Raw genomic sequence first — 25,047 nt, forward strand, 5'->3', positions numbered from 1 at the left:
GGATTGACATGGGTTTATCAACTTTTTTTCTAATATTTATATATCTATTTAATATTCTATCTGTTTTAACACTAATTTTTGTTAAACGAAGTGATACGAGAGTTATATTTGCTTGGCTCTTAGTATTTTTTTATCTACCTTATATCGGTTTTGTTGTTTATTTCTTTTTTGGTAGTAAATATAAAATGCGTGTTATGTCAAAAATATATGGTATGGATAAAATTGAAGAAAAGCATAGTAAAGCTCTTGATAAACAAATTCATGACATTGCAGGGGATAAAATAGAGTTTAAAGAAGTGGAAACTGAAAAATATAGAGATCTAATAATATTGAACTCAAAAAATGCAATGAGTTATTTCACTCAAAATAATAATGTAGAGCTTTTAATAAATGCAGAGCGATATTTTTCTAGTATTTTTGAAGATATTAAAAATTCAACTAAAAGTATTGAAGTATTATATTATATTTTTAGAGCAAAAGATAATATTGGTAAAGAATTTGTTTCTCTGTTAATAGAGAAGGCAAATCAGGGGGTAGAAGTAACTTTAATATATGATGTTATTGGCTCTTTAGGTACTCATATGAGCGATTTTAAAGAGTTAAAACAAGCTGGTGGGCATGTGTACAGATTTTTGCCATCAATGTTAAAAAGTTTTTTACATGTCAATTATAGATTACATAGGAAAATAGTTATTGTTGATGGGAAAACTGCCTATACTGGCGGAATTAATGTGGGCGACGAATACTTTGGTTTAAGAAAGAAAAATAAACCTTGGAGAGATACAACAATACGGTTGACTGGTAACTGTGTACTTTCGCTTCAAACAAGATTTTGGACTGATTTGGTTTTTTTGCAAAATCAGAGCTTTAGTAAGAAAAATAAAGCTACATTAATGTTTGACGAAAAATTTTTAAAAAGTCTTTATTGCCCAATTGAAGAAGGGGACATTGGAGTGCAAATAGTCTCAAGTGGACCTAGTACTCGAAATGACACTATAAAAGATGGCTATGTTAAAATGATTACCACCGCAAAAAGATATTTATATATTCAAACACCATATTTTATTCCAGATAAAACACTATTAGAAGCTCTAAGGCTTGCTGCAGCCTGTGGTGTTGATGTTAGAATCATGCTTCCTTCTGTACCTGATAAAAAATCTATTTATGCTGTTTCTCTATTAAATGTGGCAAAACTCTTAAAGGATGGTGTAAAGGTATATTTGTATTCGGGTTTTCTTCATGCAAAAACACTTGTTATAGATGATCACGTTTCATCAGTAGGCACTGCAAATATAGATATGAGAAGTTTTAGTCTTAATTATGAGATCAATGCTTTTATTTATAATAATGATTTTGCAATTAAGTGTCGTGATACATTTATAAAAGATATGAAAGACTGTACAATATTCGATATTGAAACTTATTCAAAACGTGGTTTGTGGAAAAGAATTTATGAATCTATTTGGAGATTTATTGCGCCTATTGCTTAAAAAATGGGTAGGGTTATAATAAAATAATAGGAGAGTGATTTTATGCTAAAAGCAGTAATATTTGATATGGATGGAGTAATTATTGATAGTGAACCTATACATATGAAACTGGAAAATGAGACTTATAAAAAATTAGGAATAGATGTTACAGGGAATGAGCATCTATCATTTGTGGGTTCAACCTCACATTATATGTGGAAAACTCTAAGAAATAAATATAAACTTAGTCAAACACTTGAAGAGTTAATTGAATATGATAGAAACATATATTTTAAATACCTAAATTCAGATGAATGCGAGATAATTCTTATTGAGGGAGTGAAAGAGCTAATAGAAGACTTACATGAAAATGGGGTAAAGCTAGCCATTGCATCATCATCACCATTAAATGTAATTGAGGCTATAGTAAAGAAATTTCAAATAGAGGAATACTTTGAAGTTTTTGTTACTGGTGACTATGTAAAGAAAAGCAAGCCTGAACCAGATATATTTATTTTTGCCGCAGAGAAGCTTAGGGTAAGTCCAGAAAACTGTGTGGTTATTGAAGATTCTCATAATGGGGTACTTGCGGCAAAAAAAGCAGGTATGAAGTGTGTAGGAATTAATAGTGATGTTGAAGGAAGGCAAGATATTTCTATGGCAGATCTAGTAATAAATAGCTTTAAAGAATTAAATTATATAAAGTTAAACCAATAAATTGAAAATACTGTAAAAAGTTGAGGGCGTAGTAAAAACTGGAGTTTTTTACTACGCCTATAATCCAACCTCTACATTAATGAATTTATACGCAGTTACATCAAATAACCCCATGTCTGTGATTTTTATCTCAGGTATAACAGCTAGAGACATAAAACAAAGTGTCATAACAGGCTCAACATTACTACTAATTCCCAGTTCATTATGTGCAGTATTATGAATTTTAATTAGCTGATTATTTACCCATTCGCCGCTTTGGTCACTCATAATACCACCTATAGGCATTGGCATAGCTTCAAGAACTTTATTGTTTTTAGCAAGGACTATTCCTCCACCTTGCTCAATTAATGTATTAATTGCAAGCTCCATATCTTCATCATTAACTCCCACAGTAATAATATTATGTGAATCATGTGCAATAGATAGGGCTATCGCTCCACTTGTAATACCGTAATTTCTTAAAAGTGCAACAGCTACATTACCTGTATTTTGATGACGCTCAACAACTGCAACTTTAGCAATTGGAGCATTTTCATTATATACAAATTCTCCACTTAAGTTGGTATTCACATCAGCGATTCCCTTACCTGTTAATACTCCACCTGGAAGAATATCTATAACGTATACCTTATTAGATTTTAGCTTCAACTTCAGTTTATCTTTTGAAAAATCTCTAACACTAAACTGTACTTTTACAGAATCAATACTATATTTTTTTAGTGGAAGTAAATATCTCCCTTTTGAGGCTACCTCTCTACCCTCAATAAACACCTTGCTGATATTAAAATCCTGTAGGTTATCAAAAAGTACAATATCTGCACGAAGTCCAGGAGCAATAGCACCTCTATCTGTAAGTCTAAAACATTCTGCAGCATTTAAGCTTGCCATTTGAATTGCAGTTATTGGATTTATCCCTTCTCTTACACATATACGTAAATGATGATCAAGATGACCAAGTTCTAATATTGTTTTAGGTTGACGATCATCAGAACAAAGAAGACATCTTCTGCTGTTTTCAACAGTTACTCCTTTAATCAATTTTTCAAGGTCATGACAAGCAGAGCCTTCTCTTAATAACACATAAATTCCTCTTGAAAGTCTGTCCGTCATTTCTTTTATCGTTGAGCACTCGTGATCTGTATGAATTTGTGCTGCTGCATATGCATTTAGTGCCTTCCCTTCTAAAAAAGGACTATGACCATCGATTAATTTTCCACTGTTTTTTGCAAGAATTAGCTTATCTAAAACGTCACTGTCTGCATTAATTACACCAGGGTAGTTCATAAATTCTCCCAGACCAATAATTTTATCATTCTTAATTGGTTCTTCCATTGCTTTTGCATCTATTGTAGCTCCTGAGTGTTCAAACGGGGTAGCAGGAACACAAGACGGAAGCATAAATTTTATGTCAAGACTTGTCCCTTTTGCTGCTGCTAACATATAGTCAAGACCATCAATTCCACATACATTTACGATTTCATGAGGGTCAGCAATAATTGTTGTTGCCCCATGAGGAACTAATAGCTTGCCTAGTTCTTCTGGACTTACATAAGATGATTCTATATGTATATGACTATCAATAAATCCAGGTGAAGCATATTGACCTTTTGCATCAATTTCATTCTGCCCACTATATTCACCAATACCGGCAATTTCATCATCACAAATTGCAATATCACCATTTATAATTGTAGAATTATATACATCTATAACCTTGCAATTTTTAATTACTAAATCAGCTACTTGTCTTCCAGAAGCTACCTCAATTAACTTTTTTAATTGTTTATTTTCCATATTTAAACCTCCACATAAGATAATTTACTATTACAATTAAAATATTCTATACTAACTTTGTCTTTCCTTCAATATATATTGAATTTATTTAAATGAAGCAAGAATATTTTATGTATTTGAATATTATGCCAAATATTATTATAATAGATGATAAGAAGATTTAGATAAATCAAAAGACACAGCAAGAAATTTCGCGAAAGGAGACTTACTAATATGCCGATGTTAATAATCCGAAATGATATAACAAAAATGAAAATAGATACCATTGTAAATGCTGCCAACACAGCACTAAAAATGGGAGGTGGAGTATGTGGATCAATATTTTCTGCTGCTGGGGATAAAAAGCTTCAAGAAGAATGTGACTCCATTGGAAAATGCAATGTTTCAGAAGCTGTCATCACAAGTGGCTATAGCCTTCCAGCAAAATACATTATTCATACAGTTGGACCTATATGGCAGGGTGGAAACTTAGGGGAAGCAAATTTGCTACATAACTGCTACATTAATTCACTTAAACTTGCTTTAAAGTATAAGTGCAAAACTATCGCCTTCCCTTTGATATCATCAGGGATATATGGCTATCCGAAAGATAAGGCCCTACAGATAGCAATTACTGCAATAGGGGAATTTCTAATAAACCACGAGATGACGGTTTATTTGGTAGTCTATGATAAGAAAGCCTTTGTTTTGAGTGAAAAACTATTCTCAGCAATTGAAAAATATATTGATGATAACTATGTTGACGAGCATCATGTAAGTGAACGACAAAGAAATATAGAGTCTTATGAATATAATCAATCTGAAAATATTAATGAACATTACATAGAATGTGAGAATTGTACCCCTGTTGTAACCGAGATGCAGGGGAAGCGTAGCCTTGAGGATCTAATTAGTCAACTTGATGAGTCTTTTTCACAAATGCTTCTGAGGCTTATTGATGAAAAAGGAATGACAGATGTTGAAACTTATAAGAAGGCCAATATCGACCGGAAGCTGTTTTCTAAAATCCGGAGCTCTAAGAGTTACAACCCCAGTAAAGTTACATCCATAGCCTTTGCCATAGCTATTAGACTGAGCTTGGATGAAACACGCGACTTGTTAAATAAAGCAGGATACACATTGTCTCACAGCAATAAATTTGATGTGATTATTGAGTATTTCATAGAAGAGGGAAATTACAATATCTACAAGATAAATGAGGCCTTGTTCGCTTTTGATCAAGTTCTACTTGGCGTATAATTGTCGCTTTGAAAGCGACCAATTAACATCGTAATAATGTTATCCTTTGATTAGAAAGAAGGGGGTTAACAATATGAAAACAAACTTAACTGAATTGGTATTTATACTTGATAGGAGCGGTTCTATGGCGGGACTTGAGGGCGATACTATAGGAGGCTACAATGCACTTCTTAAAAAACAGAAGGAAGAGCCAGGTGAAGCAATTGTAACTACGGTGCTTTTCGATGACAACTACGAGCTTTTACATGATCGAATAAACGTTAAGGGTATTCGCCCTATAACAGAAAAAGAATACTTTGTTTGTGGGTGTACTGCCCTTTTGGATGCCATCGGAAAGACAATTAATAAGATTGGTAACGTACAGCGAAATACTGTTGAAGAGGAGCGTGCTGATAAGGTAATGTTCGTAATCACTACTGATGGAATGGAAAATGCTAGTAATGAATTTAATTATGAAAAAATAAAGAAAATGGTTGAATGGCAGAAGAAAAAATATGGATGGGAATTCATTTTCATAGGGGCTAATATTGACGCTATTGCAACAGCTGCAAAATTTGGTATTAGTTCAGACAGAGCAGCTAATTATAATGCTGATGGAGAGGGTACGAGACTTAATTATGAGGCAGTTAACAATGTTGTCTGTGAACTACGTGCAAGTAGGCCAATTACTGATAGTTGGAAAGCGGAGATTGAGGAGGACTTTACGAGACGAGGTAAAAAAAGCAGCAGGTAATCATCCTATAAAGGAGACACCTTAATTGGTATCTCCTTTAAATTAGGCGTCGATAACATATATTTACAAGTGCCTGTCACCTTTTATCTCAAGCGATAATTTAACGAAATGATGTTTTAAAATAAAAAAAATGATACAATAGTATTAAGTTAGGTGATACTATATATTAGTATTAAAATTTTGGATTGAAAGAAGTTGATACTATGAGAAGTTTTATAATAAAATTGTTAGCATCTATAAATAGCATGATTAAAAAGAATGAAAACAAGGTATGCTTTGTAAGCCATCCGGATTTTTCAGATAACTCTATGAGTGTTTTTGATTACATGATTTCAAAAAAAATGCAATATGAGATTGTTTGGTTAGTTAACGATTCATATATTCCTAGTAATATTGAAGAGTTAAAAAAAGAATTTAATATAAAAGTCATAAAGTTAAAATCAATTCTTGGAATATTAAATTATATGACTTCAAAATATATATTTTATACACATGGAGCAATAAATGGAGTGGAATGTTTGGACAAGCAAATTGTGGTTAATTTATGGCATGGTATGCCACTCAAAAACATTGGTTATTTGGATAATAAAACTGAAGAGGATGTTGCTCATTTTACATACACAATAGCAACATCAGAAGAATTTCAAAATGTTATATCAAAGGTTTTTGGCGTAGATAAAAATAAAGTATTAATTACAGGCTTGCCTAGAAATGATAGAATGAATAAATATAGAGATGTATTAAATAAACTTGGTATAAATGCACAACAATATAATAAAAAAATATTATGGATGCCAACATTTAGAAAATCCAGTGTAGGAGATAAAAGAAATGATGGTTTATCAAAAGATGGTCAATTGCCATTGTTGTCCAGTGAAGAACTAAAGGATTTTAATGTATATCTTAATGACAATAATATTTTACTTATAGTTAAGTTACATCCTATGGATAGTCTACATAAGGAAGATTTTTGTGAATTAAGTAATATAAAAATAATTGTTAATAATGATTTTATAAAAATTGGAGAGCAATTATATTCAATATTTGAAGAAATTGATGCATTAATTACAGATTACTCATCTGTATATTTTGATTTTATGATATTAAATAAACCCATCGGGTTTGTAATGGACGATTTAGGTGAATATGGTAGTAGTAGGGGCTTTGTTTTTGAAGATATCTATAAGTGGATTCCAGGTCCAATAATTAATGAGGTATCACAACTTTATAGCTTCGCTTACCAAATAAATAACAATATAGATGATTATAAAGATATAAGACAAAGAGTTAATAAGAAAACCAATAAATACTCGGATTTTAATAATACTGAAAGATTATTTGATAAATTAGATTTGTAGAGTGTAATCAGAAAATATGTAGCATAGGATGGTCTAAAAATGAAAAAAACAGTGAAAAATAAAGTGGTAGCTAATTACATTTATAATAGTCTTTATCAAGTTCTTACTATTATAATACCTATAATTACTATACCATACGTATCAAGAATTTTTGGTGCAAAAGGTATGGGTATATATGGGTATACTTTTTCGGTGGCACAGTTCTTTTATATAGTAGGTATGTTTGGAATCAGCTCTTATGGAATTAGAGAAATTGCATATGTGAGAAATGACAGAAACAATACCACTAAGAAATTTTGGGATATTTGGTCGCTGCAAGTAATTACCAGTCTTTGCGGGTTATTAATTTATATGGTTTTTATCATATATTTTAACTTGCTTGATTATAAAGTTGCTTTTTTATTTCAGATTCCATTCTTATTAAATGCTATGTTTGATATTTCATGGTTTTTTATTGCTATGGAAGATTTTAAAAAAACCGTAACGAGAAATATAATTGTTAAAATAATTGGTCTTATATTAATATTCACATTTGTAAAAAAATCAAGTGATATATACATATATATATTGATAAATTCGAGTATAGTCTTTATAGGAAGCTTAACATTGTGGGTTTTTGTAAAAGAGTACATTGGTAAATTTAATATTAAAAATATTAACATAAAACACCATATAAATGGCGCATTTTTAATTTTGATTCCGCAATTTTCAATTCAAATTTATACAAGCTTAGATAAAATTTTAATTGGAAAATTATCTACTATTGAGCAAGTTGGGTTTTATGATCAATCACAAAGAATTGCTAGAATAGCACTGGCAATAGTAACTTCGCTTAGCGTTGTTTTGATGCCAAGAATAGCTAGCATGTATGCAAGAAATGAAGTTAAGAAAGTGGAAGAATATATTGTTAAGTCAGTAAATTTTACATTGGTATCATCAATCTTTATAATGTCTGTAATTATGGGTATATCTAAAAACTTTGTGCCTTGGTTTTTTGGTAGTGAATTTAATGTTATTGTTTTATACATGATGCTAACTAGTTTGATAATTTTATTTATTGCAGTGGGTGGTGTATTTGCAAATCAATACACATTGCCTACTAATAAAAATAAGGAGTATATTATCCCGTTAGTAGTTGCCTCAATAATTAATATAACGTTGAATTTAATTTTAGTACCTAAATTTCAAGCTTTAGGTGGAGTTATATCTATAGTAATAACAGAATTTATAGTTTGCCTTTTAAGAATTCTTTTAGTAAAAAAATATTTAGACATTAAAAAAATATTTAAGCGTACATATGGATATTATTTCGCAGGTGTATTATCAGCAATAAGCGTATATGTTTCGGGTGAATTTGTTATAGGTGGATTTTTAGGGCTAGTAATACAAGGTTTTGTGGGATTAATAGTGTATAGTATAATACTATATATAATAGATAACCCAATAAAAATAGAAATAGTCCATAGAATTAATGAAAAAAAATCATTGATGAATAAAAAGTGAAGCGGGGGATAGTTATGGCAATACGAAATATTTTGTTTGATTTGGATGGAACTTTGTTAGACACAAATGAATTGATTATACAATCTTTTCAACATACTTATCAAAAGCACTTAAATAAACAAGTGGATAAAGAGAATATTATTAAAACTTTTGGAGAAATTTTAACAATAACATTAGATAGAGAATTTGGTGAGGATAGTAAAGAAGCTATTAAAACCTATCGTAATTTTCAAATTGGAAAATTTGAAAAGCTAATTTCAATTCATAGTGGGGTAAAAGAAGGCATAATAAATCTTCATAAGCAAGGCTATAAGCTTGGGGTAGTAACTTCCCGATTAAATGACTCGGCCATTATGGGTTTAAATCATTTCGGATTAATGGATTATTTTGATGTTATTATAGGCGCGGATGATACAGAAATACATAAACCAGATCCTACTCCGGCATTTATGGCTTTAGAGAAACTAGGTGGAAAGCCAGAGGAAACAATTTTTGTAGGGGATAGCTCCTTTGATGTTTTATGTGGGAAAAATGCAGGGATTATATCTGTAGTTGTTGGGTGGACAGCACTGCCTATGGATATGATTCTTGTGCATGAGCCCGATTATGTTATAGAGAGTATGGAAGAACTTGTAGAATTAGTTGGAAAATTAAATGATTAGATGAGATTGTTTATTAAAGTTAATTATTGCTACTTTCCTTATTAGGAGAGTAGCATTTTGTACGTCCAGAATGTGTACTGAGCCGACAGGCTGAAAGAAGTCTAAGTTATAAAGCTATAAACTTATTAGCGGAGATAATTGAGTTGAATTATGAATTTAAAACCAAATTGTAGAGGAATTTAGTTAAACGTGTCGAATAAACACTATACGTAGATTATTTATTATAAGAGGGGTTTACTATGAACAAAGCAAGTATTAGTTACGACGAACTAAAGGATAAAAATATAGAATTAACTAAGAAAAATATAGAGCTTGAAAATATAGTTAGAGAATTCAAAGAAAAAGAAGAAACCCTACAGTATGATAAACTTAAGACAGAGTTTTTTGCCAATGTTTCCCATGAATTCAAAACTCCATTAAATATACTAATGGGTGCTATACAACTGTTAGAGCTATATGCTTCAAATGGAAACATAGTGGATCCAGAGTTTAAGCTCCACAAATATCTTAAAACTATGAAGGTAAATTCACTTAGGTTACTTAGACTTATCAATAATATTATTGATTTAACCAAGATAGATTCTGATTATAGTTATGTTGAATTTCATAACTATAATATTGTTGAGGTTATAGATGGGGTGATTCAATCTATAGATTCATATTCGAAATTAAAATCGGTCCATTTAATTTTTAAAAAGAAGATTAAAGAACAAGTTATGGCATTTGATGCTGATAAAATAGAAAGAATACTATTGAATCTTCTATCAAATGCACTTAAATTCACAGATAAAAATGGTACCATTAAAGTAGAGGTTGGAACTCGCAATGAGTTATTGTATATTTCTGTTAAAGACGATGGAATAGGAATACGGGGAGATAAACTAGAACTTATTTTTCAAAGGTTTAGGATGGTGGACAAATCGTTTACTAGAAATAGAGAGGGCAGTGGCATAGGACTTTCACTAGTTAAATCACTTGTGGAAATGCATGAAGGTACTATAACTGTAGAAAGTGAATATAATAGGGGTTCAGAGTTTGTTGTTGAATTACCGATAATAACAATAAATGAAGAACCACAGACTAAGCTGTACTGGCAACATGAAGATAGTAGGCTAGAAAGGATAAAAGTTGAATTCTCCGATATATAACAGAGAAGTTTTATAATAAAATAATTTATAATATTAAGGGTGTGAGGGAGTGAATGATAAATTAGAACATATTGATAATGAAAAATTCAATTCCCTAATAGAGCTAGGTGATTTACATCGAAAAAAGGGGGATATTGAAAGTAGCCTTAAATATTTTAAAAGTGCATATGATATAGCTATTATTCTAGAAGAAAAAAAATATCAAGTTGATGCATTAATAAAAATAACAGAGGGCTATTTTTATAAGGGGGAAATAGAGGCTAGTATAAAACATGCAGAAATAATTGAAGAGCTTCTTAAGAATCTAGATTACGTTAAAGGGAAACTAGATATTAGCTTATATTTAATTAATGTATATTACATGAAAAATGAATACTATAAAGCTAGAGAAATAGCGAATGAAGCTTTAAAGTACTGCACAGAAGAACATATCATTTATAAAGGGAGAATATTAAATTCGTTAGCAAAGCTATATTCTGAATTAACTAGTGTTGATGAGCATTTAGATTTACTTAAGCAATCCTTAGAGTGTTTTGAAAAAGCCAATTATTTAAAGGGCATTTTGGCAATTTCAAATAACATTGGTACAGTTTATGCAGATAAAGTACAAGATAATGAAAAAGCTCTAGAGTATTTTTTGAAATTAAAAGATAGGAGTGAAGACAGTAACTACTACCTAGAATTTAATGTGTTTGCTTATTCTAATATTGGAGAAATATATTTTAAATGTATGAGGTATGAAGAAGCACTTTTATTTTGCGAATTGGGCTTAAAAAAAGCACAGAGTGCAAAATTCGAATATATGGTTTTTAATTCATATATGATTTTAAGTAGCATAGAATTAAAACTTAATAACTATATAAAAGCTTACGATTATTATAATTTAGCCAGTAAAGAGCTTAAGGTTTATCCGAACCAGGGGGAAATGTTACCTTGGTACTATAAATCGGAAGCAAGTCTATTCCTAGAATTTGGTGAAATTAAGAAAGCAGAAATTAGTATTAAAGAGGCTTTGGATATGGTAGATAATGAGGAGTCAATAATCAAATGGAATACAGGAATTGTCTACGAATTTGTAAAACTTAAAGGGGCTAAGAGCAAAACGGATATATTAGGGTCTTTAGAGGGCATTACTTATATACTATCGAAATATAAAAATCCTCAGGTTATCTTAGATATAGTATGTGATGCTACTTTAGAACTTGTGGACCTTGGTTATAGTGAATTAGCATTTGAATTAGCAGATGAATACAAGGATATGCTCCCTGATAATAAAGATATCATATTAAAGCAAAAATATGTAGAAGCTTTAAGGTGCAATAATGAAGAAAAACAACAATTGCTAAATACTGTACTAGAGTTAGCGGTAGAAATACAAAATAATAAACTCCAGCTAAAGATTTGTAGTAGTTTGGGAGAGTATTATTTCAAAGAAAAAAGCTATGAGAAATCTATAACTTATTATGTTCTTGCTTGTAGGCAGGTTAAAAACATAGCAATGAGTGTCCCTAAGAAATTTAGAAGAAAATTTATAAATTCTAATAATATGTTTCAATGTTTTAATTCATTTATACAGGTTAAACAGTATTATTCTAAGAAAAATGAGAACAATATTAAGTATGATTGTATTAATAATGAGGATGAATTAATAAAGTTTTTTGAACAACTAGATAAAATAATAAAGTAAAGTAATAGTAACCTATTGGAGGATTTTATGGGGAAGAAAAAAAAATATATTTTTTTAGCACTAATTGTAGCATTATTTGGAGAAATATATTTTTATCCATTTCAAAGTGAATTAAAGTTTTCAGCAGGAGTAATTATTTTTAATTTATGTATTCTTATAATGGTAGATATGTCAGAATTAACTTTAGCTTTTTTATGTGGAATTGGTGTATTTATAGTTAGAAGTGTATTTGGAATACTAACAGTAAACCATAGTATTTTGGACACCATTATTTTTAATTTTCCTTCACTATTATATTATTTAATTTATGGTTTTCTAATTAAAACAACTAAAATCAGAAAAAATAAAGAACATATAGTTAAGACGGTTTTATTATTTGCATTAATGGATTCGGTAAGCAACATATTTGAATCTATAATAAGAAATGGTCTTAGTTTACATGTGATAAGAATTATAATTTTGGCTGGATTTGTAAGAGGGTTTGTAACTTATTTTGTTTACCTTACTTATAATAAACAAAAATTGTTTATTATGAATAGCGAACATCAGAAAAGATATACCCAGCTTAACTTGGTGATTTCAAATATACAAGCTGAAATGTTTTATTTAAAGAAGTCTATGAAGGATATAGAACAGGTAATGTCAAAAAGCTATAATTTATATGAGACTTATAAGGATAATGATTATTTAAGGGAGAAAACCTTGGACATTGCTAGAGAAGTACATGAAATAAAAAAAGACTATTATAGAGTTTTAAAAGGATTCGAATCACTTATAGATAAATTTGGGAATGAAGATACTATGACAATTTCAAGTATTTTTACTATTATAAAGGATAATACTAGTAGATATATAAAAGAAAATAGTAAAGAAATAGAAATATTATTCTATTTCCAAGAAGACTTTGAAGTTAAGTCCTACTCTAATTTATTCGTTATGATTAATAATCTTATAATCAATAGTATAGATGAGTGTCAAGATAGTGATTTTATTAAAATATCAGAAAGAGAGGATGGAGATAGTATATATTTTGAAATAACTGATACGGGAAATGGTATTGATAAAGATATTATTCCTTATATTTTCAATCCAGGATTTACTACAAAATATGATGATGTAACAGGAAAAGCGTCTACAGGTATTGGGCTTTCTCATGTTAAAAATATTGTTGAACAATTAGGTGGCAATATAGAAGTAAAGTCAAAACAAGATATAGGAACTACTTTTATATTAAAAATACCTAGAAATTCATTGAATGGAGGGTAACATTGGAAAATACTTTTTTGATTATTGATGATGATGTTAATATTAGAAAAATGCTTGGAATTCTCATTAAAAAAAATAATCTTGGGAGAGTTATATGTGAACTTGATAGTGGGAAACATGCTGTTCAAGAAATTATATTTTACAATCCACAAGTGGTACTTATCGATCTTTTGCTCCCTTTACTTGATGGAATTGAAATAATTAATAGAGCCAAGAATCAGGGGTATAAGGGTAAGTTTATTATGATATCACAAGTTGAAGAGGAGTCAGTAGTGTCTAGGGCATATGAAAGTGGTATTGTTTTCTTTATAAGCAAACCTATAAATAGTATAGAGGCAATTAATGTTATAAAAAACATATGTCATAATATCGAGCTGGAGAATTCTTTGGAAGTTATAAAGAGCGCACTACTCGGTTTTGATAATGATAAAGGTGTAACAAAAGAATTATTTGTGAATGAAGAAATAATGAATATTTTTACTAATATAGGTATTACAGGCGCGGTAGGAAGTAATGAGTTAATAAAAATTATACATAAAATAATAGAATTCAAAAAAAGAAACCCGATTTCTATATATAAGCTACAAAAGGTATATGGTGAAATAGTACAGGAAGAACACGGGAATGACAATCTAAATGCTAACCAAAAGGCATTAGAACAAAGAATTAGGAGAATCATTCAAAAGGCTTTAGAAAATTTGTCTGAGCTTGGCTGTGATGATTATAGTAATAGTATTTTTATGGAGTACAGTACCTTATTATTTGATTTTAAACAAATAAGGCAGGAAATGAGACATATAAATAATCCACTAGATGAGCCTGGAAAAATAAATACAAAAAAGTTTATTGAAGGAATAATTACTAAATTAAACTAACGAATGTATGCATTATATTTCTTAAAGTACTATAAATATACAAATATTTAAAAAATTTTACTTTCTCAATGAATGTTTGAGTAGTATTGCGTAGTTAATTGTAATAACTTCTTATAATAATATTATAATAATATAAAAATTATGAGGAGGAAAAAAAATGATTTTGAAATTAGATATGGTCCAAGCAGCAGCATTAGCAGTTGTAGTTTTATTTATAGGCCAGTTAATTAAAAGAAAGCTAGCAGTTTTAGATAAGTATTGTATACCGGCACCAGTAATTGGTGGGATACTTTTTGCAATTATGACATTAATATTAAAACAAACAAACGTGTTAGTATTTGAAATGGATGTTACACTTCAAAAATTCTTTATGACTGCATTCTTTACAACTATTGGATTTACAGCTAGTTTTACACTTCTAAAAAAAGGCGGCAAACAAGTTTTCATCTTCCTTGGAATATGTGTATTGCTTGTAATTTGTCAAGACATTACGGGAGTAGTATTTGCTAAGATATTTGGACTTAATCCACTTATAGGCCTTTCTACTGGTTCAGTACCTATGGTTGGAGGACATGGAACTGCGGGCGCTTTTGGTCCAGTATTTGAAAAAGCAGGTGCTGTAGGAGCAAATACAGTAGCAATGGCATCAGCTACATTCGGATTAATTATGGGTAGTATGCTTGGCGGACCGATAGCTAAGAAACTAATTGATAAACATAATCTTGCTCCTTCCTTGAAAACGGTTAAATCCGGAGCAGAAGTTGCTGCAACTAAAGTTAATGATTCGAAAAAACTAATACCTGATAACTTTATGCATGCTACAACTCAGCTTTTTATAGCTATGGGTGTTGGAACTATAATATCTTATTTTTTAGAAAAAACAGGAATTACATTCCCAGCGTATATTGGAGCTATGTTTGCAGCTGCAATTATAAGAAACCTATCAGATTCAACAAAGATATACAAGATTTATGCAGATGAAATTGATATTATAGGAAATGTTGCATTATCTATATTCTTATCTATGGCATTAATGGGATTGAAATTATGGCAATTAGCTGATTTAGCTTTACCACTTATAGTAATGCTTGCAGCTCAAGCATTAATAATTGCACTATTCGCTTACTTCGTAACTTTCAATATTATGGGTAGAGATTATGAAGCAGCAGTAATGTCTGGTGGTACTTGTGGATTTGGTATGGGCGCTACTCCGAATGCTATGGCAAATATGGAAGCTCTTACACAAAACTATGGTATTGCACCAAGAGCATTCTTTATCGTACCACTAGTAGGAAGTTTATTCATAGATTTCTTCAACGCTGGTATTATTACAACCTTTATGAATTTCTTTGTTAAATAATTGTGTAATTAGGATATAAACTATATACTTTGATATGTTGGAACGGGTGTATTTTTAAAATACACCCGTTTCTTTTAATGTTAATGCTTGGTATAATATATACAGTGAAGTTCTAAAATAAATGAGTGGAGGGATTACATATGAAAGAGGTAGTAATAGTAAGCGCAGCAAGAACAGCAATAGGAAGTTTTGGAGGAGCATTATCAAAATTATCAGCCGTAGAGATCGGCACCATTGCAGCTAAAGAGGCTATAAAAAGAGCAGGTGTTAAACCGGAGCTAATAGAAGAAGCGATTATCGGAAATGTGTTACAAGCAGGACTTGGACAGAATGTTGCAAGACAAATTTCAATATATGCAGGTATGTCTGAAGAGTCTTCAGCTGTTACAATAAATAAAGTGTGTGGATCAGGACTAAGAGCGGTGAGTATGGCAGCACAATTTATAATGTGTGGGGATGCAGATATAATTCTAGCAGGTGGAACTGAAAGTATGAGTAACGCGCCATATGCACTTCCAAACAATAGATGGGGTGCAAAAATGGGAGATGGAAAAATAATTGATACTATGATTAATGATTCTCTTTGGGATGCATTTAATGATTATCATATGGGAGTTACAGCAGAGAATATTGCAGAGCAGTGGAATTTAACAAGAGAAGATCAAGACAAGTTTGCGCTAAACAGTCAATTGAAAACTGAAAGAGCAATAAAAGAAGGTAGATTTAAAGAGGAAATTGTTCCAGTAGAAATACATCAAAGAAAAGGTGAGAATTTAATATTTGATACGGATGAATTCCCGAAAATGGGATCTACTATAGAAAAATTAAGGAAATTAAAACCAGCATTTAAAAAAGATGGTACTGTAACAGCAGGTAATGCATCAGGAATAAATGATGGTGCGGCTATGTTTATAGTAATGTCAAAGGCTAAAGCAGAGGAACTTGGAATTATTCCTCTAGTTACAATAAAATCTTACGCGTCATCCGGAGTAGATCCAAAGATAATGGGATATGGACCTGTTCCTGCTAGTAAAAAAGCACTACAAAAGGCAGGGATAACTGTAGATGATCTAGATTTAATAGAAGCTAATGAAGCTTTTGCTGCTCAATCATTAGCTGTAGCTAAAGATCTAGACTTTGATATGGAAAAAGTTAATGTGAATGGTGGAGCTATAGCACTTGGCCATCCAGTAGGGGGTTCAGGAGCAAGAATACTTGTTACATTAATACATGAAATGATAAAAAGAGATTCTAAAACTGGGCTTGCGACGTTATGTATAGGTGGAGGTCAAGGAACTGCTATTATTGTTGAAAGATAAATTTATAAAAAAGGATCAGTAAATAATGCTGGTCTTTTTAAAATTATATTTTATATAAAATTAATTAATAAATCAATATTTAGTAAAATTTAACACTTTATTTATAGGAATGTGTGAGAATATTAAAGTATAACTTATAATATTATGGTATAATCATAACTATAGGAGTGATATATATGGTTAAAATAAAAAATGCAGTACCAAACATTTTCACCTTAAGCAATATGTCTTGTGGAATTATGTCAATACTTATGAGTTTTGAAGGCAATTATAGATTAGCGGTATTATTTATTTTTTTAGCAGGGTTATTTGATAGATATGATGGAAGAATAGCTAGATATTTAAAAGTAGAAAATGACATGGGCAAAGAACTAGACTCATTATGTGATTTAGTATCTTTTGGTGTTGCACCTTCCATATTAATATTTAATATTTATAATTTTGCCACAATAGGTTACATCGGATATTTAATGGTTTTAGTATTCCCAGTAGCAGGAGCATATAGATTAGCGAAATATAATATTACAGATTTCAGTGGCGTTTTCTCAGGGATTCCATCACAATTACAGGAACATTTTTAGCACTTTATGCTTTGATTATGACTGGAACTGGTAAAGCTACAAATATAGGTCCTACTATATTTTTATTGTGTGTATTATCATATTTGATGGTAGGTAATTTTAAATTTAAGAAAAGGTAGTAATATGAACAAAATATGTTAAGAATTCGCAATTATAACATTAACCTCACCTTATGGTGAGGTTTTTTTTGATAAGCTACTACTCAATTTTTAAATCTATAGTAATATTCTGGAGTATCTTCAGTAATAGTTTTAAATTTATAACCTAGATCATTATAATATTTTATGATTCCAGGTAGGGCTTTTACTGTGTTTTTATTATTAAAATTGCAGTGCATTAGCACTATGGCTACATTTTTATTGCCTTTAATGATATGAGAGTTGTTAATAAGTTGTGTTGGAGTTAAATTAGGATTTATACCATCATAAACATTAACATTCCAATCATATATTTTAAAATTGTTTTTATGAATAACTTCTAAAGTAACAGTATTCAACCGTTGTGAGCTACCACCAGGGAATCTTATAATTTTAGGAGCAAATCCAATCACACCTTCAATTTTATTAGAGGCTTTTTTCATCTCACTTATAAAATTGTCTCTGCTTCTATATATTTTCTTGAAATTATGAGTATAGGTGTGAAGACCTATACTATGACCATCATGGTGAATTCTCTTAAGGATCATTTCCTTGCCTTCGATTTCCTTTCCTACTACAAAAAAAGTAGCTTTTACATTTTCTTTTTTTAACACATTAAGTAGTGCATCTGTAACAACATAAGTAGGACCATCATCAAAAGTTAAATAGACTAATTTTAAGGGTTTGATATTATTAGTATGATTTGTAGTCATTAATGCCTGGTTGTTTTTTTTGACATTATCCATATTGTTAACATTAATCAATAATAGGAAAATAACTGTAATAGTAAAAATAAGGAGAATGCTTCTTTTTAGCAGAGTCATATTATCACCTACCTTTATACTTTTCCTAATTAGTGTACCCATATAAGAATGTATTAAGCTAAAACAATATATTTTATAATTCATTGACAATTATTATTGGAGTTTTGTATAATTATATTGTTCCATAGAGTTAGAGTGAATTTACTGTATGAAATTTCATACTTACTATATATTAGATTTGTTGGTTTAATGATGTAATAAAAAGATAAAGAGGAGAGATGACGTATGCAGCAGACACCAAATTCCAATAGGCTACATATAGCTATATTCGGGAAAAGAAATGTTGGAAAATCAAGTTTAATAAATGCGCTTACGGCGCAGGAAGCTGCTTTAGTATCAGACGTTGCAGGTACTACTACAGACCCTGTATATAAAGCTATGGAGCTACTACCGATAGGACCAGTAGTTATAATAGATACTGCGGGACTTGATGACATAGGCGGAATTGGGGAACTCAGAATAAAGAAGACTAAAGAAGTTATGGATAAGACGGATTTAGCACTTTTGGTTATTGATGGTAGTGATAGTGATTTATATTTTGAAAGAGAATGGTACGCAGAGCTAAAGGAAAGAAAAATTCCTGTAGTTGGAGTTATTAATAAGATAGATCGAGGTGACATTGATTTAGAACGGATTCAAAAGGTCATAAATATATCTTTTGTGAAGGTTAGTTCTAAGGCTATGGTGAATATTGATGAACTGAAAAAAGCTATTATGGATATGGCACCACAGGATTTTGAAAAGTGTACAATTGTAGGTGATATAGTAAAACCAAAGGCAAGAGTAATACTTGTAGCACCACAAGATCTTCAAGCACCAAAAGGTAGGTTAATACTTCCACAGGTTCAAATAATAAGAGATCTTCTTGATAACGATGCAATGGCATTAGTAGTAAAGGATAGTGAGCTACAGGATGTTCTTGATTCACTAAAAGAAAAACCAGATTTAGTAATTACGGACTCACAGATATTTAAAAAAGTAAATACTATAATACCAAAGGATGTACCACTTACTTCTTTTTCTATACTTATGGCTAGGTATAAAGGGGATTTAGATACCTTAGTTAAAGGTGCAAGGGTTATAGATACCTTGGAACCGGGAGATAAGGTGCTTATAGCAGAAGCCTGTACTCATCATCCGCTAGAAGGTGATATTGCACGAGAAAAACTTCCTATGTGGCTTGAAGAAAAAGTGGGTGGAAAGTTAGATATAACAGTTTGTGCAGGAAACGCTTTTCCTGAGGATTTAAGTAAATACAAGCTAATAGTGCATTGTGCAGCGTGTATGTTCAATAGGCAGCAGTTAATGTCAAGAATCAAAAGGGCTAACATGGAAGAACTACCTATAACAAATTTCGGTATAGCTATAGCACATATAAATGGTATATTAGATAGAGTACTTAGCGCTTTTAAAGAGTATGATATAAAATAGAAGAGGGATGATAATAATGATAACTATTAGTATTTGTGTTGGTAGTGCTTGTCATTTAAAGGGATCTTATAAAGTAATAGAAGCCTTACAAAGGCTAATCAAGGAAAATAACGTTTCGAATATGGTGGAAATTAAAGGCGCATTCTGTATTGGAAGGTGCACAGAGGCAGTTTCAGTAACTGTGAATGATGACAAATTTTTTTCTTTAAATGAAAATAATGTAGATTCATTCTTTTATGAAACTATAATGAGGGGTATTTCAAATGAGTAATATAAATTTTTCCAAAGCAGAGTGTACAAGTTGTTATAAGTGTCTTAGGTCATGTCCTGTTAAGGCAATAAAATTTGAAAATGACCAAGCTATGATAGATGAAGAAAGATGTATAGAATGTGGGCATTGTCTTACTATATGTCCACAAAACGCTAGAGAAATTCAAAGTGATGTGGATCTAGTTAAATCTGCAATAAATTCAGGCAAAAAAGTCATAGTAAGCTTAGCACCATCCTTTGCTGGTTTTTTTGATGTACAACCAGGAATCATTGTTACCGCTTTAAAGAAGTTGGGATTTGGATTAATAGAAGAAACTGCAATAGGGGCTGAAATAGTATCTGAATTATATAATGATTATATTAAAGATAATAATCAAGATGTTTATATAACAACGGCTTGTCCATCAGCAAATTACTTAGTAACAAAATATTTTAAAGAACTAGTCCCATATTTAATACCAAGAGTATCTCCAATGATAGCCCATTGTAAATTATTAAAAAGTGTGTTTGGCGAAGATAGTTTTGTTGTTTTTATAGGTCCATGCCTAGCAAAAAAATCTGAATTTGATAGTTATCTAGAAGAAAATATAATCAATGCCGTATTAACTTTTGATGAGGTGAATTCTTGGATTATTGAAGATGGTATAAAAATGCAGGAACTCGAGGAAGAAGACTTTAATACCTCGCCGTATAGTAAAGGTCAAGGATTTCCCATAGGGGGAGGTATTATAGAGGCAATGGGAGAGCGATTAAAAGAGAGTAAGCTTAATGTTATTTCTGTAAGTGGAATGGAAGAATGTATAGAAGTATTCAATAGTATTAAAAGTGGTGACTTAAAAGACATTTTTATTGAAGTTAGTACATGCAAGGGAAGCTGTATTGGTGGGCCAGTTATGGTTAAAAATGGCGAGAATTATTATGTTAAATTAAATAAAGTAAAAAAATACATAAATAGCCGTAAAAATTATAATAATTCAAAATATACAGAGATTCCTAAAGTAATGAGTTTTTATAGAGGATTTAGTGAAAAACCTATTAAAAGAGTTATAGCTACAGAAGAAGAAATCATAACTATTATGAAAACAATGGGAAAGTATGAACTTAAAGATGAATTGAATTGTGGTGTGTGCGGATATGACACATGTAGAATAAAAGCACAAGCTATATTTGAAGGTATGGCTGAAACTACTATGTGCCTTCATTATATGAGAACTAAAGCAGAAAGTCTTGCTAATGAAATAGTTGAGAATACTGCTAGTATTCTAATATTATTAGATGGAGAAATGAATGTACGAGAGATAAATCCAGCGGCTAAGGCTATATTTAAAATACAAGCTGAGAATATCATAGGGAAACCTATATCTCTACTTATTGATGATGAGAATTTTAAAAAGGTAAGAGAAACTGGAGAAAGTATAATAGGTAAAAAAATTGATTACCTAAAATATGGAGTAGTATTTATAGAAAATATTGTATATCTTAAGAAACAAGACATGGTACTAGTAAGCATGATTAATATTATGGTCCAAGAGAAAAACAAAAAAGAGTTAAAAAAGGTTAAAGAAAATACTCTAAATGCTGCTCAAGAGGTTATTAATAAGCAAATGAGGGTTGCTCAAGAAATAGCAAGTTTACTTGGTGAAACAACTGCAGAAACAAAAATTATTTTAACTAAGCTTAAAAAAATAGTAGCAGGAGAAGATGGTGAGTAAAATGAGTTTATTTATTGATGTATCATATGATAATCTTATAAAAAAAGGTGAGGAACTCTGTGGTGATAGGGTAGAAATAATAAGACTTCAAGATAGTACAATAATTGTATTAGCAGATGGGTTAGGTAGTGGTGTGAAGGCTAACATACTAGCCTCGCTAACAGCAAAAATAGCTAGTACTATGCTTAAGGAAGGAGCAGATATCTATGAGACTGTAGATACTATTGTAAATACATTACCTGTGTGTAAGGTTAGAAATATTGCCTATTGTACTTTTACCATTATGAAAATTTATAATGATGGAAGGGTATACATTGCAGAATATGATAATCCACCTTATTTTTTAATAAGAAATAATATGGCAATTAAAATAGATAAAAAAGAAAGTATAATTAATGAGAAAAAAGTATATGAAAGTCAATTTACGATGAATGAGGGTGACGTGCTTACAGTGGTAAGTGATGGATGTATACATGCAGGTATTGGGAATATATTGAATTTGGGTTGGAGCTGGGATAATGTACAAAACTACCTAATTAGAAATATACAATGTAGGCGAAGTGCTAAAAATATTGCAAAGGATTTAATTCAGGTGTGCTGGGATTTATATGGAGGAAAACCTGGAGATGATACTACAGCTTTATGTATAAAAGCGCGGAAACCTGAGTTTATTGATTTATTTACTGGACCGCCGAAGGAACCGATAAATGATAGTTATGTTATTAAGGAATTTATGAGTGGACCTGGAAAAAAGATAATATGTGGGGGGACCACATCAAATATTGCCAGTAGAGAGCTTGGCGTTGATCTTAAAGTAAATTTAGATTTTTTTGATAAAGATGTGCCACCTACGGCCAATATAAATGGAATAGATCTAGTAACTGAAGGAGTGTTAACTTTAAGTAAAACAATAGAAAAGTTAAATAATTACGAATTGAATTTTGCTGAGCAGGAATTCTATTGTGATTTGGAAGGTCTTGACGGAGCTAGTAGGCTTGTTAAAATGTTAATAGAAGATTGTACTCATATAAACTTTTGGGTAGGAAAGGCTATAAACCCAGCACATCAAAATCCTAATTTTCCAATTGATTTGAGTATTAAGCTAAAAATTGTTGATCAACTGGTTGAATGCATGAAAAAACTAGGGAAATATGTTAATGTAAATTATGTTTAAAAAAAACAACAGATGTAATTACATCTGTTGTTTTTTTTTATTTCTTATTATTTACGTTTTGCGTAATGTGTATGAAGAAGTTCATGAGCTTTTTCACCATATGGTTCTCCGAGGAATTCTTCATATATTTTTTTGATGTATGGATTATCGTGAGATTTTCTTATAGTTTTATTTTTATCTTCATCATATATAACAGCCATTCTCTTTTCTATTATATCTTCAAAATCAGTTGAATATGGTTGTCCACCACCATTAATACATCCACCAGGACAAGCCATAATCTCAATTAGATGGTAGTTGGCTTCGCCAGAGCGAATAGCTTCTAATAGTTTACGAGCATTTCCAAGTCCACTAGCGATAGCCACTTTAACATCAAGGTTGTTAATTTTTACAGTGGCTTCTTTTATGCCTTCTAAACCTCGCACGGCTTCAAAATCTACACTTTCAAGTGTTTCATTTGTTAACCACTCATAAGCAGTACGAAGGGCTGCTTCCATAACTCCGCCAGAGGTGCCAAAGAGTACTCCAGCTCCGGTGGATTCTCCAAGTGGATTATCAAAGTCTTCTTCGGGTAGTGAATTAAAATCAATTCCAGCCTCTTTTATCATTTTAGCCAGTTCTCTTGTACTTATAACTATATCTACATCGGGTATTCCATTGGTAGACATCTCTGGTCTAGCGGCTTCATATTTCTTTGCAAGACAAGGCATTACAGATACAACTATCATATCCTTTGCCTCTATATTCATTTTTGTTGCAAGGTATGTTTTAGCAACAGCACCCCACATTTGTTGTGGTGATTTACAAGTAGATGGAATATCTAATAAATCACTAAATTGATGTTCAAAGAAATTAACCCAAGCAGGACAACAACTTGTAAGCATTGGAAGTTTTCCACCATGTTGTAATCTATGAACAAATTCACTAGCTTCCTCCATTATTGTTAAGTCGGCAGCAAAATCAGTATCAAATACTTTAGTAAATCCTAAAATTTTTAGTGCTGCAACCATTTTACCAGTAACAGCAGTACCGTGTTTAATTCCGAATTCTTCACCTAGTGCAGCTCTAACTGCAGGAGCGGTTTGAACAACAACAATTTTTTCTGTTTGGTCAAGAGCATTCCAGACTTTAGAAGTATTATTAACCTCTGTTAACGCACCGGTTGGGCATACAGAAACACATTTTCCACAGAAAGTACAAGTGGTTTCCCCTATTGGTAATGAAAAAGCAGTAGATACAACAGTGTCAAATCCTCTACCTATAGCTGATATAGCCCCAACAGTTTGAATTTCGTTACAAACAGTTTCACAACGTCTGCATAATATACATTTATCTAAATTTCTAACAATAGAACTACTTGAATTATCTACAGGATAAGTTGACATTTCACCTTTATAGCGAACTTCACGAATACCTAGTTCAGCAGCTAATCTTTGTAATTCACACTGAGTATTTTTATCGCATAGTAAGCAGTCTTGTGGATGGTCAGATAAAATTAATTCAAGCACAGTTCTACGTGCTTTAATAGCTCTAATTGAGTTTGTCTTAACAACCATTCCCTCAGTAGCAGGGGTTGAACAAGCTGGGGCCAAGTTTCTTCTACCGGTTACTTCAACAACACATACACGACAAGAACCAGGGTGGTTTGTAGTTTTTCCGTCATGCATATTTAAGTGACATAGTGTAGGAATGTTTATATTTAACATTTTAGCAGCTTGCAGAATAGTTGAGCCTTCTTCTACGTGGATCTTTTTATCATTTATAGTAAGGGTAATTAAACTCACAGCG

Annotated in this window: 20 protein-coding genes and 1 pseudogene; 18 read left to right on the forward strand and 3 right to left on the reverse strand. The window is 31.1% G+C overall.

All coding sequences use genetic code 11. The features are described 5' to 3' along the window. Positions 1 to 8: 8 nt before the first annotated feature. Together cls and ACREWB_RS00475 are read left to right on the forward strand one after the other, a co-directional pair. Entirely contained in the window at positions 9 to 1,490 is a 1,482-nt protein-coding gene (cls, locus tag ACREWB_RS00470) for a cardiolipin synthase (RefSeq protein WP_431545513.1), read from the forward strand. 42 nt (positions 1,491 to 1,532) lie between these two features. Continuing rightward, the gene (locus tag ACREWB_RS00475; RefSeq protein WP_431545514.1) at positions 1,533 to 2,186 is read left to right on the forward strand and encodes an HAD family hydrolase; all 654 of its coding nucleotides are present in this window, start codon (positions 1,533 to 1,535) and stop codon (positions 2,184 to 2,186) included. 57 nt (positions 2,187 to 2,243) lie between these two features. Here the strand turns inward: ACREWB_RS00475 and ade are convergent, their stop codons facing one another. Continuing rightward, complete coding sequence (gene ade, locus ACREWB_RS00480) at positions 2,244 to 3,980, reverse strand: adenine deaminase (RefSeq protein WP_431545515.1); 1,737 nt, start codon at positions 3,978 to 3,980, stop codon at positions 2,244 to 2,246. 213 nt (positions 3,981 to 4,193) lie between these two features. Here ade and ACREWB_RS00485 point away from each other — a divergent pair, with 213 nt between their 5' ends. The 12 genes and pseudogenes from ACREWB_RS00485 (at position 4,194) to pssA (ending at position 17,830) form a co-directional block, all read left to right on the forward strand. Then, positions 4,194 to 5,219 carry a macro domain-containing protein gene (locus ACREWB_RS00485; RefSeq protein ID WP_431545516.1) on the forward strand — a complete coding sequence of 342 codons (1,026 nt, stop codon included), beginning with the start codon at positions 4,194 to 4,196 and terminating at the stop codon, positions 5,217 to 5,219. A gap of 73 nt (positions 5,220 to 5,292) precedes the next feature. Then, positions 5,293 to 5,952, forward strand: a complete 660-nt coding sequence (locus ACREWB_RS00490; protein WP_431545517.1) for a vWA domain-containing protein — start codon at positions 5,293 to 5,295, stop codon at positions 5,950 to 5,952. Positions 5,953 to 6,137: 185 nt separating this feature from the next. Further along, positions 6,138 to 7,310: a CDP-glycerol glycerophosphotransferase family protein gene (locus ACREWB_RS00495; RefSeq protein ID WP_431545518.1), complete on the forward strand. Its 1,173-nt coding sequence runs from the start codon at positions 6,138 to 6,140 to the stop codon at positions 7,308 to 7,310. Between the two features lie 39 nt (positions 7,311 to 7,349). Continuing rightward, a complete protein-coding gene (locus tag ACREWB_RS00500; protein ID WP_431545519.1) occupies positions 7,350 to 8,813 on the forward strand; it encodes an oligosaccharide flippase family protein in 1,464 nt (487 codons plus the stop codon). Between the two features lie 14 nt (positions 8,814 to 8,827). Next, complete coding sequence (gene ppaX / locus ACREWB_RS00505; protein WP_431545520.1) at positions 8,828 to 9,475, forward strand: pyrophosphatase PpaX; 648 nt, start codon at positions 8,828 to 8,830, stop codon at positions 9,473 to 9,475. 239 nt (positions 9,476 to 9,714) lie between these two features. Next, on the forward strand, positions 9,715 to 10,623 hold the full coding sequence (locus ACREWB_RS00510) for a sensor histidine kinase (RefSeq protein ID WP_431545521.1): 909 nt from the start codon (positions 9,715 to 9,717) through the stop codon (positions 10,621 to 10,623). Between the two features lie 49 nt (positions 10,624 to 10,672). Beyond that, complete coding sequence (locus ACREWB_RS00515) at positions 10,673 to 12,310, forward strand: tetratricopeptide repeat protein (protein WP_431545522.1); 1,638 nt, start codon at positions 10,673 to 10,675, stop codon at positions 12,308 to 12,310. A 27-nt stretch (positions 12,311 to 12,337) separates the two neighbouring features. Then, complete coding sequence (locus ACREWB_RS00520; RefSeq protein ID WP_431545523.1) at positions 12,338 to 13,576, forward strand: sensor histidine kinase; 1,239 nt, start codon at positions 12,338 to 12,340, stop codon at positions 13,574 to 13,576. Between the two features lie 2 nt (positions 13,577 to 13,578). Further along, entirely contained in the window at positions 13,579 to 14,451 is an 873-nt protein-coding gene (locus ACREWB_RS00525) for a response regulator (protein WP_431545524.1), read from the forward strand. A gap of 157 nt (positions 14,452 to 14,608) precedes the next feature. Continuing rightward, entirely contained in the window at positions 14,609 to 15,811 is a 1,203-nt protein-coding gene (gene gltS / locus ACREWB_RS00530; RefSeq protein WP_431545525.1) for a sodium/glutamate symporter, read from the forward strand. Between the two features lie 140 nt (positions 15,812 to 15,951). Beyond that, on the forward strand, positions 15,952 to 17,130 hold the full coding sequence (locus ACREWB_RS00535; protein ID WP_431545526.1) for an acetyl-CoA C-acetyltransferase: 1,179 nt from the start codon (positions 15,952 to 15,954) through the stop codon (positions 17,128 to 17,130). A 176-nt stretch (positions 17,131 to 17,306) separates the two neighbouring features. Continuing rightward, positions 17,307 to 17,830: pseudogene (gene pssA / locus ACREWB_RS00540) on the forward strand (CDP-diacylglycerol--serine O-phosphatidyltransferase). A gap of 83 nt (positions 17,831 to 17,913) precedes the next feature. On the opposite strand, the gene ACREWB_RS00545 reads toward pssA, so the two are convergent. Further along, complete coding sequence (locus ACREWB_RS00545) at positions 17,914 to 18,594, reverse strand: polysaccharide deacetylase family protein (RefSeq protein WP_431545527.1); 681 nt, start codon at positions 18,592 to 18,594, stop codon at positions 17,914 to 17,916. 303 nt (positions 18,595 to 18,897) lie between these two features. Between ACREWB_RS00545 and hydF the strand changes: the two genes are divergently transcribed. The 4 genes from hydF to ACREWB_RS00565 are packed head-to-tail and all read left to right on the forward strand — an operon-like array spanning position 18,898 to position 23,259. Beyond that, positions 18,898 to 20,103, forward strand: coding sequence for a [FeFe] hydrogenase H-cluster maturation GTPase HydF (gene hydF, locus ACREWB_RS00550; protein ID WP_431545528.1), 1,206 nt, complete (start codon positions 18,898 to 18,900; stop codon positions 20,101 to 20,103). A 16-nt stretch (positions 20,104 to 20,119) separates the two neighbouring features. Next, positions 20,120 to 20,374: a (2Fe-2S) ferredoxin domain-containing protein gene (locus tag ACREWB_RS00555; RefSeq protein WP_431545529.1), complete on the forward strand. Its 255-nt coding sequence runs from the start codon at positions 20,120 to 20,122 to the stop codon at positions 20,372 to 20,374. Further along, positions 20,367 to 22,085: a [Fe-Fe] hydrogenase large subunit C-terminal domain-containing protein gene (locus ACREWB_RS00560; protein WP_431545530.1), complete on the forward strand. Its 1,719-nt coding sequence runs from the start codon at positions 20,367 to 20,369 to the stop codon at positions 22,083 to 22,085. The genes ACREWB_RS00555 and ACREWB_RS00560 overlap by 8 nt, the downstream gene beginning before the upstream one ends. 1 nt (position 22,086) lies before the next feature. Next, complete coding sequence (locus ACREWB_RS00565) at positions 22,087 to 23,259, forward strand: SpoIIE family protein phosphatase (protein ID WP_431545719.1); 1,173 nt, start codon at positions 22,087 to 22,089, stop codon at positions 23,257 to 23,259. 47 nt (positions 23,260 to 23,306) lie between these two features. Here the strand turns inward: ACREWB_RS00565 and ACREWB_RS00570 are convergent, their stop codons facing one another. Next, complete coding sequence (locus ACREWB_RS00570) at positions 23,307 to 25,043, reverse strand: NADH-dependent [FeFe] hydrogenase, group A6 (RefSeq protein ID WP_431545531.1); 1,737 nt, start codon at positions 25,041 to 25,043, stop codon at positions 23,307 to 23,309. Positions 25,044 to 25,047: the final 4 nt, after the last annotated feature.

The sequence above is a fragment of the Clostridium sp. genome (assembly GCF_050717635.1).
GTDB lineage: Bacteria > Bacillota > Clostridia > Clostridiales > Clostridiaceae > Clostridium_AD.